Source organism: Phormidesmis sp. 146-20, from assembly GCF_052939475.1.
Genome location: NZ_JBJPHT010000015.1, coordinates 90,939 through 103,496 on the forward strand (window position 1 = coordinate 90,939; position 12,558 = coordinate 103,496).

Annotated in this window: 11 protein-coding genes; 6 read left to right on the forward strand and 5 right to left on the reverse strand. The window is 50.3% G+C overall.

Features of this window, described 5'->3' with window-relative positions; all coding sequences use genetic code 11:
* Positions 1 to 17: 17 nt before the first annotated feature.
* Together ACKFKH_RS14395 and ACKFKH_RS14400 are read right to left on the reverse strand one after the other, a co-directional pair.
* Complete coding sequence (locus ACKFKH_RS14395; protein WP_446859005.1) at positions 18 to 2,012, reverse strand: ABC1 kinase family protein; 1,995 nt, start codon at positions 2,010 to 2,012, stop codon at positions 18 to 20.
* Positions 2,013 to 2,266: 254 nt separating this feature from the next.
* Positions 2,267 to 2,434, reverse strand: coding sequence for a hypothetical protein (locus tag ACKFKH_RS14400; RefSeq protein ID WP_446859006.1), 168 nt, complete (start codon positions 2,432 to 2,434; stop codon positions 2,267 to 2,269).
* On the opposite strand from ACKFKH_RS14400, the gene recN reads away from it, so the two are divergent.
* Positions 2,433 to 4,349, forward strand: coding sequence for a DNA repair protein RecN (gene recN, locus ACKFKH_RS14405; RefSeq protein ID WP_446859007.1), 1,917 nt, complete (start codon positions 2,433 to 2,435; stop codon positions 4,347 to 4,349). The genes ACKFKH_RS14400 and recN overlap by 2 nt on opposite strands.
* Positions 4,350 to 4,425: 76 nt before the next feature.
* On the opposite strand, the gene ACKFKH_RS14410 is transcribed toward recN, so the two are convergent.
* From ACKFKH_RS14410 to psbP, 3 genes are all read right to left on the reverse strand, one after another.
* Positions 4,426 to 5,505, reverse strand: coding sequence for a protein kinase domain-containing protein (locus ACKFKH_RS14410; RefSeq protein ID WP_446859008.1), 1,080 nt, complete (start codon positions 5,503 to 5,505; stop codon positions 4,426 to 4,428).
* Between the two features lie 114 nt (positions 5,506 to 5,619).
* Positions 5,620 to 6,291 carry a Maf family protein gene (locus ACKFKH_RS14415; protein WP_446859009.1) on the reverse strand — a complete coding sequence of 224 codons (672 nt, stop codon included), beginning with the start codon at positions 6,289 to 6,291 and terminating at the stop codon, positions 5,620 to 5,622.
* 109 nt (positions 6,292 to 6,400) lie between these two features.
* Positions 6,401 to 6,943, reverse strand: a complete 543-nt coding sequence (gene psbP / locus ACKFKH_RS14420) for a photosystem II reaction center PsbP (protein ID WP_446859010.1) — start codon at positions 6,941 to 6,943, stop codon at positions 6,401 to 6,403.
* A 515-nt stretch (positions 6,944 to 7,458) separates the two neighbouring features.
* Between psbP and ACKFKH_RS14425 the strand changes: the two genes are divergently transcribed.
* The 5 genes from ACKFKH_RS14425 to ACKFKH_RS14445 all read left to right on the forward strand — a co-directional run bounded on the left by ACKFKH_RS14425 (position 7,459) and on the right by ACKFKH_RS14445 (position 12,550).
* Positions 7,459 to 8,085: a DUF3038 domain-containing protein gene (locus tag ACKFKH_RS14425; RefSeq protein WP_446859011.1), complete on the forward strand. Its 627-nt coding sequence runs from the start codon at positions 7,459 to 7,461 to the stop codon at positions 8,083 to 8,085.
* Positions 8,082 to 9,578 (forward strand): DUF4335 domain-containing protein, encoded by a 1,497-nt coding sequence (locus ACKFKH_RS14430; protein ID WP_446859012.1) that lies wholly within the window; start codon positions 8,082 to 8,084, stop codon positions 9,576 to 9,578. The genes ACKFKH_RS14425 and ACKFKH_RS14430 overlap by 4 nt, the downstream gene beginning before the upstream one ends.
* A gap of 170 nt (positions 9,579 to 9,748) precedes the next feature.
* Complete coding sequence (locus tag ACKFKH_RS14435) at positions 9,749 to 10,114, forward strand: DUF6464 family protein (protein WP_446859013.1); 366 nt, start codon at positions 9,749 to 9,751, stop codon at positions 10,112 to 10,114.
* A gap of 331 nt (positions 10,115 to 10,445) precedes the next feature.
* A complete protein-coding gene (locus tag ACKFKH_RS14440; protein ID WP_446859014.1) occupies positions 10,446 to 10,664 on the forward strand; it encodes a hypothetical protein in 219 nt (72 codons plus the stop codon).
* A 257-nt stretch (positions 10,665 to 10,921) separates the two neighbouring features.
* Complete coding sequence (locus tag ACKFKH_RS14445) at positions 10,922 to 12,550, forward strand: B12-binding domain-containing radical SAM protein (RefSeq protein ID WP_446859015.1); 1,629 nt, start codon at positions 10,922 to 10,924, stop codon at positions 12,548 to 12,550.
* The last annotated feature ends 8 nt before the right edge of the window (positions 12,551 to 12,558 follow it).

Sequence of the window (12,558 nt, forward strand, 5' to 3'; positions counted from 1 at the left end):
TTTTAGTGGAGAAACGCCTAACCTTTCGCGGCAGGCAATGCAGGTAAGGGCATTGGGTGACCGTTATGAACATCTGGCTGGTTCGCTAATAAGAACTCGCGGAGAAGCCGAACAGCCACTCTCTGAGCAAGTCCACCCACAACCTGTTGTCCCATTTTCTGAGTTTCGGGTCTGGCTAATAGTCGAGGCACTAATAAAAGCACTTTGTTCTGGTCAAATCCGCGCGTTTCCTGCAATATATTCCAGACGCGCTTGAGATGATCGAGGGTTTGCTGATTTTCGGAAGGAATGGCAGGGCGCTCCACGGTCAGCCCAACGCGCTCCCGCAAACCGTAGGTTAAGTTGTGCCACACGGTTTGCCCGATCGTATCCAGTCCCTTGATAATCTCATTGACTAGATTGTTGCGAATAAAGTCGCCTCGCTCAGAAAATAAGAAGTCAGCCGCCTGGTTGATTGCCAGATCCAGATCATAATCCTGGTTGCTGCGGGCGTTCTTCAGCAGGTTTTCTAATCGATTCCAGCGAAAGCTACCGTCTTTGAACAACAGATCGCGCAGAGAGAGCCGCAGTTCGGGAGCCGGATCGGTCAGCAATCGCTTGGCCACGTAGGGATAGGCTTTACTCAGAACTTTAAAGTCGGGATCAACTTTAATCGCAATGCCTTCCAGGGTAACGAGCGATCGAATAATCAGCGCAAAAAATGCCGGAACCTGAAACGGATAGTCATACATCAGACCAGACAGCTTATCGGTAATGCTTTTGATGTTGATTTCGGCAACGCTTGCCCCCAACGCATCATTAAAGACTTCAGCCAGGGCGGGAATGATCGGACTCAGATCGGTCGTCGGCGAGAGAAACTCTAAATTTACATAGTCTCTGGCCAGACCTTCAAAGTCTCGATTGACCAAGTGAACGATCGCTTCGATTAATCCATACCGTTGATAAGGCTTAATTTCGCTCATCATGCCAAAATCCAGGTAGGCGAGTCGTCCGTCAGCCATCGCTAACAGGTTGCCTGGATGGGGATCGGCATGAAAAAACCCACTTTCTAATAACTGCCGCAGCGAACACTGGACTCCTAAATCGATTAAGTGAGTGGGATCGATGCCCTGCGCTTTGATTTCGTCTAACTGAGTGAGCTTGGTTCCGGTGATCCACTCCATTGTCAAAACGCGCCGACCCGTGTACTGCCAATAGATTTGAGGAACGTAGATTTCTGGCATGTGCCCATAGAGTTCAGCAAACCGCTCGGCGTTGCGGCCTTCCTGGGTGTAGTCCAGTTCTTCAAAGATGCGGGTCGCAAGCTCGTCGGTGATGGCTACAAGATCACTCTTGACACGCTTAATATTTTTCATCGCCCAGACCGCCAATCCTCTAAGGATGTACATATCCAGTGCGATATTTTGGGCCAGTCCGGGGCGCTGAACTTTAACCGCAACGGTTTCCCCAGTCTTGAGTTTGCCTTTATAAACCTGTCCTAAAGAAGCGGCGGCGATCGGCAACGCGCTCAATTCTGCGTAGATCACTTCAGGACGATCGCCCAATTCTTCCTCAATAAACTGAAAGGCAATCTCGTTGGGAAAGGGAGGCAACTGATCCTGTAGCTTGGTGAGTTCTTCTAGATAATCAGGGGGCACCAGGTCGGGGCGAGTAGACAGCGCTTGTCCAATTTTGATGAAAGCTGGCCCCAATCGAGTCAGCATTTCTCTCAGATGAACCGCTTGCTTTTGCTGATTATTTTGATTGCCTGTGAAGCGATCGACCCACAACCGCAGACCAAACACTAGAAACGGCAAAAAGATACTCAGCGCTCGACCCCAGACGCTCAAAGGACGCTGGCGATATTCAGCCGCAATCACGTCTGGGTCATACTGCAAAGCTGGCAATTGAGCCAACGTCGGTCTAAGTTCCTCTTGAGTCAAGACGATCGGCAAGCTTGATTCAAAATCAGCACCATAAGAGGGAGCGATCGCGGGTTCAGCAGAAGCAGGCTTGACGTTCGTGACATTCATGAGTGGAAACCAGATAAGCCTTATGTGAAGTATTGTAACAACTCTAGAGGAACATTCTCCTGATTCCAGTTAATCATTTCTTCACGAATCCGAAAGCAATTGAGCCTTCTGGATTTCCGAACGATCTGATCAGGAAAACTGCCCTGTCGGGATTCAACTTTTCTCAAGTTAGCGCCGATCGCGAGATTCTCCCTCTTCAAAAAGCCTGAAACGTCCTCTTCCCTGGGTTTAGGACAAATTTACTATCAGCCGCACTAAAAAGAAGTCTTCAGACGTTCGGTGACAGTTAACATAAAGTTAGGTGCCTGCACGGCCCAAATTGCTCTAGAAAAGCTTTTTACAGACAAAAATCGCTTGTTAGATTCGGATGGATCAACCATTGGATCGATCGACGGTTTGCCCTCAGCCTGAAAGTTGCCCATGTTGCTGTCTTTGCGGATCGAAAATTTTGCGTTGATTGACCAGCTAGAACTGGAGTTTGGTTCAGGCTTGCACGTTTTGACCGGGGAGACGGGTGCAGGAAAATCGATTATTTTAGACGCGATCGACGCAGCCCTTGGTGGCAAAGTTACCAGTCGAGCCGTGCGTACTGGGGCAGACCGGGCGGCGATCGAAGCCACATTTCAGCTTGATCCCAGTCTTGAAGCGTGGTTGTCTAAAGAGCAAATTGAGCCGATCGAGGGCAATTCTCTAATCTGTAGTCGAGAAATTGTGGCCAGTCCCGCTCGCAATCGATCGCGGGTGAATGGCATTCTCGTCAACAAACAGCAAATGGAGTCGCTGCGCGATCGTCTGGTTGAAATCACCGCCCAAGGGCAAACGGTGCAACTGGGTCAGCCTGGATTACAGCGCGATTGGCTAGACAGTTTTGGCGGTAGCGCTTTGCTCAAACAGCGAGAAAAAGTTAGCGCGGCATATTCTCTCTACCAGCAAGCCTCTCAAGCGCTAGAGAAACGTCGCCAGTCCGAGCAGCAACGCCTGCAACAGCTTGACTTATTTGAGTATCAGCTTCGTGAATTGAATGCAGCCAGTTTGAGCGATCCTGATGAATTGGAGCAGCTTGAACAAGAACGCAAACGTCTTGGACACAGCGTCGAGCTACAGCAGCAAAGCTATCAGGTGTATCAGGCACTCTATCAAAATGAAACCGGAGACAAGGCGTGTTCTGATCTGTTGGCTAAGGCTGAATCGCTGCTGACAGATATGTTGCGCTACGACGAACAGCTTCGGCCGATTTTGGAACTAGTCACGTCGGCGCTGGCTCAAGTGCAAGAAGCAGGGCAAGAAATCAACGCCTACGGAGACGATTTAGAAACCGATCCTCAACGTTTACAAGAAGTCGAAGAGCGCATCATCGAACTCAAACAAATTTGCCGAAAATACGGCCCGACCTTGGGGGAAGCGATCGCCCTTCAACAGTCTCTCCAAACCGAACTCGAAGAGATCACCGGAGCCGGACAATCGCTCGAAGATCTGGAAAAAACAGCCGAAGTGCGCAAAGCTGACCTGACTCAAACCTGCGAGAAACTCACCCAACTGCGACAGACGGCCGCCCAAGATCTCGAAAATCGCCTGATCGCCGAACTCAAACCTCTCGCAATGGAGAAAGTGCAGTTTCAAGTCGGCATTACGTCGATCGCTCCCACACCCGGAGGAGCCGATCGCATCACCTATCTGTTTAGCCCCAACCCTGGTGAACCGTTGCAACCTTTGACGGAGACCGCTTCTGGCGGTGAGATGAGTCGCTTTCTTTTGGCGCTACAGGCCTGCTTTTCTCAAGTCGAATCGGTGGGCACGCTGGTTTTTGACGAAATTGATGTTGGCGTTTCGGGACGAGTAGCCCAGGCGATCGCCGAAAAACTCCATCAACTCAGCCGTCATCATCAAGTTCTCTGTGTGACTCACCAGCCGATCGTTGCGGCGATGGCCGACCAGCACTTTCATGTAGACAAGCAGGTGATCGATCTGGGCAACGGGCATTCGGGAACGGGAACCAAAAAACAGAAAAAAGCAGCGCAGAATGGGTCGAGTGCTGATTCGATGTCTGAACCTTTGGCTACCGCTTCAGAGGTGCGAACGGTGGTCAGGGTGAATCAACTCGATCGCCAGCAGCGTCAGCAAGAATTGGCTCAATTGGCGGGTGGACAGTCTAACGGTGACCACAATGGCTCCACGGATGGGGCAGCTTATGCGTTTGCAGAATCGCTCTTGGCTCAAGCCGCCACACTTCGAGAAACGCCCTCTGTCTTGGTGAATTCTGAAGCGCAGTCTGAACAGCCCGCCAAATCGGAGCCAAAACCACGATCGCGCCGCTCCAAAACCGCAAAAAAGTCGTAAAGTGTGCGATCACAGAAGTTTGAAACAATGTGAATGCACTGAAAGCGCAATCGCCCTACCCGACAAACCCCTGCAATCACCCTTCCGAAGACAACTGCTCGATCGCCGCCTGGAGTTCTCGTCTCGCTTGCAAACGCTCTTGCCACTCGCGAATCGCGATCGCCGTCCGAATCAAAGGGGGAATGTAGCCCTGATTGTTGGTCGATGGCAGACCACTGGAGGAGCGAGGCTGACTCGTCATGCAGGGCAAAAGATGATCGAGGTAGGGTTCTAGTTCGATCGATCGCAGCACTTCTTCGGCAGATTGGTAGCGATCGCGAGGAGAAATCCTCAGCATCTTGTCCAAAACTTTTGCAAAATGGTCGCTGACTCGCACCAGACCGCGCCACTTCACCTCACCCGTCGTAAATTCGTACTCAAACTCTAGAGGAGCCTTGCCCGTCAACAAATAGAGACAGGTCATGCCCAACGCATACACATCGCTGGCAAACAAAGGACGCATCGACAACTGCTCTGGCGGCGCAAACCCAACCGTACCCACAAACTGAGTTGAAGTGCGAACGCTGGACTGCTCAATGCCAATAATCCGTTCTTTGACCGCTCCAAAATCGATTAATACCAGCCGTCCGTCGTCTTCACAGCGCAACAGATTGGGCGGCTTGATGTCTCGATGAATGACGCGATTTTTGTGAACGTACTGCAACAGCGGCAAAAACTCCACCAAAAAATCTTTGACTTCTGCTTCTGAAAATAAGCCCGATCGCCGCACTTCTTTATTCAATGTGCTGCCGCGAATATATTCCTGCACTAGATAAAACTCGCCATTTACCTCAAAGTAGTCCAGCAGTTGCGGAATTTGAGAATGACAACCCAGCTTACTGAGGGTTTTGGCCTCCTGCTCAAACCGTTGGCGAGCCTTTTTGAGAGAAGCAGGATCTTGGACTTTGGGGCACAGTTGCTTGATCACACACCAGGGTTGGGCTGGCAGTTTGCGATCGCGCGCCAAAAACGTTACGCCAAACCCGCCTCTGCCCAAAATCTTGTGAATCTCATAGCGATCGCGAAACAACTGTTGAGAACCACAGATCTGCCCTAAGTATGTGTTGTGTAATACATCAGAGCGAAAGTTAGAGAAACTAGCGGGCGGACGGTTCATCGCGGTCACGGTTGAGTCATACCAGGATTCTGAATTGCTACCAGTCTAAGTATTGATTCGAGGAACTGGTGAAATCTTTAAACTTAAGATCCTTAAACTTAAGATCTTCAAAACTCAAGATGCCCAAAAGTCCGTTACGTCATGCCCCAATTCTGCCAGCATTTGTCTAAGAAGCGGCATACTCAACCCAATGACATTTGTATGACAACCCTCAATTTTTTCGATAAACAGACTTCCCTTCCCTTCTAGTGCAAAACATCCAGCACAACTGAGCGGCTCCCCAGTAGCGACATAGGCGGCGATTTGACGATCGCTCACAGTTGCAAAAAAAACGCGCGTCACCTGGGCCCGCACGATCGCCGCTTGGGGCACCAACAGCCCATGTTCAGAATAGGGTGCAAACAAAGCGTGACCTGTGTAGAGTTCGCCTACCTGGCCGCGCATCTTTTGCCAACGCGCGATCGCTTCATTAGGATTGGCGGGCTTACCGTGAATTTCTCCCTGGATAGATAGGACAGAATCGCATCCCAAAATTACGCCCGGAGTGCGAGAAAACAGCCGTCCGATTCCTGCTAACTGCAACTCTCCCCGCTTGTCCCAGAGCGATCGCATCGAAGTTGCAGCCTTTTGTTCTGCCAAAATCTTCACCAACTCAGCCGGATCGCTGGACTGGATCTGAGATTCATCAAAATCGCTAGGGTGAACGATCGGCTCAATCCCCACCATTTGCAGCAGTCGCCGTCGAGCAGGAGAAGCAGAAGCCAGGACAAATTGGGGCAGGCTCATACAAAAATGTCAGCTAAAAACAAACGGGCTATCTGTACAATTCTACAAACCGCCCGTCACCGATCGCTTTCTAATCCATGACCAAATCGCCTAGACGTATCACTAACCACTAATCAACCGAAAAGGACTTCACCGCCAATTGCAGCAGATCCTTCATTCTGTCCCAGCGGTCTTCGGGGGTCGAAGCGTTAAAGGTGTAGAGTTTGCCTCGATAAACGGTTGCGCTTGCCAAATTATGCCGCTCTTGATTGTTAGGGAGCTTGACCACATATTCCAGCAAATAATAGAGCTTGTCGCCCATTTCGCGCTGTTCAGCATTGACTAACTCAGCGGTGCGTCCCGAATCAGGAGGGGCGATCGCGCTCTTGCCCAATCGATAGCCCACTTCACTCGGAGTCCCCAGATCCGTCAGTTTTTTCTGACCCTGCGTAGGATTGATCACAACGCTGACATTCTCCGTCGGCTGGATAATATCGTGAAACACCACATCCGGGCCGTTGGCAACCTGCACCTGCGACCAACCGTTGGGGTACAAAAACCGATAGCCATCCGTACTGTCTGCAAAGCTTTTTAAGCCTCCGACTCCCGACACACAGCCCTGCAAACCGAGACTAAAGACCACCAGCAATACCGCGACGAATCGTTTGAGCATTTCCCTATTTCCTATCAACTTGGCTGTAGGTACGAAGTGAGCTACGTCCCTATTCGACCCAATTTTTCTATTCTCCCATCTCTGCTGCACCGATCAATCGGGAATGAGTAAATGAATCCACCTATCTCTGAATATTTTTTACACGTATTTTCAAAGAAACCTTAGAATTGAATGTTGGACGTTCTAATCCCTCAAACGTGGGTTAGATGTTCTTCTAAACGAGGCACTCTGCAATATAGTTCGGAATTTTAACGTTTCTGCTGCTAAATTGGCATGGGCGCAGGCTCCTTCTTAAATTGTTGACTAACAAATGGCAAGGATTCTCGTTAATTTCCAGGATTTTTCACCTGAGATCCTGATTTCGGTAGAATGCTTCTGGATGTTGAGCCACTAGGGTTAATTGTTGAGCCAAATTGCCCAGCCTGGAAACAGGAACTTTGAGAAATTAATCTGTATCCAGATTGACGACTTTTGTTTTCCGATCGCCTTCGACAGACCCCCTACTCGCAATTGGAATGAGTGTTTCCGTGAGCGTAATGCAGTTGAATAGTCCATCCGCCCCGACAACTCCGCTAATTTTAGACAGTTTGCCCGATCCGCCCGTCTCAGAGGGTGTTTGTCCCCGGCGGACTCGGTTACAGATCGATTTGCTGCTGCTGGCGATCGAGGCGTTAGATCTGGGTGGCTCAGAAGCAATTTTGGCGGTTGCCGCTGATCTAGATCTTCGGAGCGTGATCAAAAATCGGGTAGTTCTCTGGAGATTACGCAGCACCAACCCCTTTAGACGCTACAGCCAGCGCCGGCCTTTGACCTTACTAGAAGCAAAAGCCCTGGTGGTGATTACCTGCTCTCTGGCCAGGCGGCTGACGGTTTTGATTCGCCAATTGCTCCTCGCTTATCAGCAACTCAGCGACAAACAGCTTTCTCCTGATCATCATTTCCGACTGGCTGAGTATTTAGAACGCTTCCGCGCCCATTTTCGCAGCCGAATGAATTCGCGTCGTGCGGGCGTGATGGCGTACAGTTCTGACGAAACGCTGAATGAACTGGCGCTCGAATTGCTCGGACAACTGCTGTTTTGCACCGGAACGTCAGGAATACAGCGTTTGTGGATCAGCTTGTTTGACGGAGAAGTGTCATGACCATCCAGCGCCAGTACAGTTTGCCCAATTGCACCCTGGTTTTGGAGGGGTTGTCTGATGCAGCAGCGGCTCAAACTGAGTTTCGTCCCGTGATGTCTCTGCTGATCAATGCAGAATGCCATCTCCCAGGTCAAGAAAAGCCTTTGAGCGGAGGGCGTGAGTTTTTTGAAAGTTTGGTGACGGCGGTGAGCTTGTATGCTCAAGAATTTTTGAGTGGAGTCCATTTGCCGCGCCACACCTACAGCGATAAGCCTTCGTTTGTGAAGTTAGAGCGGATCAACCGCACCCATCACCGCATCAGTGTAGAACCCAGCGCCGACCACAAAACGACTTCTGCTCAAGCGGTTGATATCAATACCGTTCAACTCTTTGATCTGGTAGAAGCGATCGACCAGTTTGTGGCTGATACCCAAACCTTACCGTTCTGGTCGCTCAATCTGGCCCCAGTGCCCAAAAAGTATGCCGGGTCTCGTGAATCTGTGTCCAAGCAGGCTGTTCCAGCGGCGATCGGAGTGTCTGGATTAGCGCTGGCGGCGATCGCTTTTCTCGCGTTGCCCATGCCCAGAGTCAACAAACCCGCCTGTTTGACGGCTGGAGAATGCCCGACTTCGACCGCCTCGCCCAATCCAACGGCCAGTCCTGCGGTCAGCCCCAGCCCAACATCCAGCCCAACGGCCAGTCCGACTTCTAGCCCGATCGCCACTGCCTCGCCCGACCTGGCTCAGTTAGAAACTGCCTTGAACGCGGCTCCTGCGATCACCGACCCTCAAGAGTTGGATGCTTTGAGACAAAAGCTCACTGATCAAATCAGCAGCAAATGGAAGGCAACTCCAACCTTTACAGAAAATTTGGTCTATCGAGTCGGCGTGGGTAAAGATGGCGCGATCGTGGGCTACAAACCCGACAATCAAGCCGCACTCGACCAGGTAAAACAAACGCCCCTATTGGATTTGCTCTACCTGCCAGTCGGGGGAAGTGTGCCGTCTCAAGACCCGATCGCTCAGTTCAAAGTAATCTTTACGCCCCAAGGCAAGCTAGAAGTGACTCCCTGGGAAGGGGCTTCTGTCAGCACTTCGCCTGCTCCTGAAACATCACCCAGCCCGCAGGTGGCGGCTTCTCCCAGTCCGGAGGCATTGCCCAGTCCGGAGGCAGCGGTGAGTGCTGTTTCGGGATCACCTGTAGAGATTACAGAAAAGTCTCAGCTTGAGAACTTGCAGCCCAAACTGTACGACCAGATCGACCAAAACTGGAAGGGAACGCCTTCGTTTGAAAAAGATTTGGTGTTTCGTGTCAGGGTCAAAGCAGATGGCACGATCGCTGACTATGAGCCTGACAGCCAACTCGCCAACGACAACACCAAAGCTACGCCTCTTCCACAACTGAGCAAGCCAGCTGATCCAAACGCGACTCCTTCTGAATCGCTGGCTTCGTTTAAAGTTGTCTTCAAACCCAGTGGTGTCTTGCAGGTCAACCCGTGGCATGGGAGACGGTAGCGCAAAAGTGAGGAAAAAAGTGGGGTTTGTTAGTGGGGTTTGTGGATGCTCTTTACGCCTCACCCCTGACCCCTCACTAATTCTGTGCAGAATCTAAACTCAAAGTCATCTTGGGAACGATCGCGATACCATCAAGAAGCTTTGATGTCAGCCACAACACCTCTATCCCTATGGAGCAACCCTCACTGCCGACGGAGTTGATTTTGACGCATCCGCTTCGCACGATCAAGATGCTGCAATTGGATTGGTCACCTCAACCAGGAGCCTATCTCGATGTGGAGGGCGAAACTTACGCAGTCTTAGAGCGCCATCATCGCTATCAGCTTAAGGCAGGGCGCTATCATCTTCACAAAGTTGCGCTGTATGTGCAGGTGGCTCAACGTCCGAGTGAACGAACTTTATTTGAGGGGCGTTGGGTGTTGGGAGATGCTACCTGTCGGTTTAACGCCCATTCTGAACTGATTCGCTGTGCAGTTAATCCCGCTGGGCTGTGCGAACAGTGCAAATTCTACGAAAAATCTGCGGAAGAGCTTTAGGCGTTGAACCTTTGACAGAAGACCGAGGCACCGAAAATTAAAGGCCTCTAAAACTACTTTTCCAAAATCTAGAGTTCAAGGTCTAAAGTTCAGCGTCCAAAATCTCTTACTAGACTTGCTGAGATTTCTCTCTTTAGCGGTTGACAAGTCTGGGATTTATTGGATTGAATCAGTGAATCGCGAAAGCCATGAAATGCAGACGTTGTAAGCGTTGAAGCCGCTGCTCTCGTGGTCGTGTCGTTCTGTATTGATCCGTGAATGTTGTGTCAAAACTCACCACAAACTGAAAAACTGTGTAAATATAAAGAAAAGCTTAAGAGATACAGAATCTATGCTGACTCCAACCATGATTCGTCGTCTGTGGACACTGATCGAATCGACCCAAACCACTATCCTGCTTCAGTTTGAAGACTCGGCTCTGGTGCAGTTGTTGCTCAACCAATTTACAGATCAGCAGCCGATCGACGATCAAGCCGCCGTTTATCTCAATTCTTATATTCAACAACGATTGCCTTTGATTCGAGATACAGCAGAAGGGAGAGCGCTTTAGTAGGGATGAGGGAGAACTTTGATGATCTGTTCCCCCTTTTGGGGTAATCCACTTGCGATGAAGGATGAGGGATAAGGGATGAAGCAGTCAGGTAGTCTTCATTTCGGGTTCGGTCTCCTCAGATTTTGGCAGGTTGCACTGGGGTCAGGAATTGAATGGGCGATCGCGTCTGGCGTAACAAGGGAGTTCACTTCATAATTGGGTAGGTTGACCAAAACCTCTAAGCCCTCTTCTTTGTTGTGTGAGAAGGAACCGAAATGACAGGTTTGCTTGCATCTTCCCAAAAGACGACTTCTAACCCTTCTTTTGAGTCCAGACAAAAGTTTTATACGCCACAAAACCATCGCAAAGTTCTGTGTGTATTTCCTGAATACAGTCGATCGTTTGGCACACTACACCACGCCTACCCCTTGATGCGGAATGTGCGAGCCTTTATGCCGCCGCAGGGTCTGTTGATTGTGGCCGCTTATTTACCCCAAGCGTGGGACGTGCAATTTGTGGACGAAAATGTGCGAGCAACAACTCCCAGCGATTATCAGTGGGCCGATGTTGTGATCGTAAGTGGAATGCACATTCAGCGTCCTCAAATTAATCGAATTAATCAACTGGCGCATCAGGCAGGAAAGCTGACGATCGTGGGTGGCCCATCGGTTTCAGGCTGTCCAGAGTATTATCCTGACTTTGATATTTTGCACATTGGCGAATTGGGAGACGCGACCGATCGGTTGATCAAATGGCTGGATCAGAGGATTGAACGTCCCGATCAGCAGCTTCGATTTGAGACGCAGAATCGGCTGCCCTTGAGTGATTTTCCGGTTCCCGCCTACGACAAGCTAGAATTAAATCGGTATTTTTTGACCAACATTCAGTTTTCGAGTGGGTGCCCTTACCGCTGTGAGTTTTGCGACATTCCCGAACTCTACGGGCGCAATCCTCGAATGAAAACGCCAGAACAAGTGATGCGTGAGCTGGATGCCATGCTCAAGGTGGGCAATCCGGGGGCTGTGTATTTTGTGGATGACAACTTTGTGGGCGATCGTCGTGCCGCGATGAATCTGTTACCCCATCTGATCGACTGGCAAAAACAAAATGGCTATCCTGTACAGTTTGCCTGTGAAGCGACGCTCAATCTGGCCCAGAGTCCAAAACTGCTGGAAATGATGCGGGAAGCGTATTTTTGCACTGTTTTTTGTGGGATCGAAACGCCAGAGCCGCAAGCGCTGAAGTCAATTTCTAAAGACCAGAATTTGAGTATGCCGATCGTCGAAGCTGTGAAAACGTTAAATCGATACGGCATGGAGGTGGTTTCTGGGATTATTTTGGGATTGGATACCGACACGCCAGAAACGGGCGATCGCATTCTAGAATTTATCCGGCTTTCTCAGATTCCCATGCTGACGATCAATCTGCTGTATGCGTTGCCCAAGACTCCTCTCTGGCGACGGCTTGAGGCAGAAGGACGACTGATTTTGGACGAGGGACGAGAATCGAACGTGGCGTTTTTGATGCCTTACGAGCGAGTCATCGAAATGTGGCGGCGGTGCATCACTGAGGCTTACGATCCCGAATTTTTATTTGAGCGATTTGCTTATCAGTGCGAACACACCTATCCCAATCGCATTCAGGTGCCCAACAGTCCAGCGCGGGTGTCAAAAGCGAATATCATCAAGGGTTTGACGATGTTGAGCAAGATTTTGCTGCGGGTGGGCGTGTTGGGCAACTATCGCAAAACGTTCTGGAAAATGGCCAAACCTGCGCTGCAAAAAGGACAGATCGAACAGGTGATTCACATCGGATTGGTGGCCCATCATCTGATTCAGTTTACGCAGGAGTGTGCGATCGGAGAAGAATCCGCGTCGTTTTATTCGCAAAAGTTTCGTCGATAAAGTGAGGT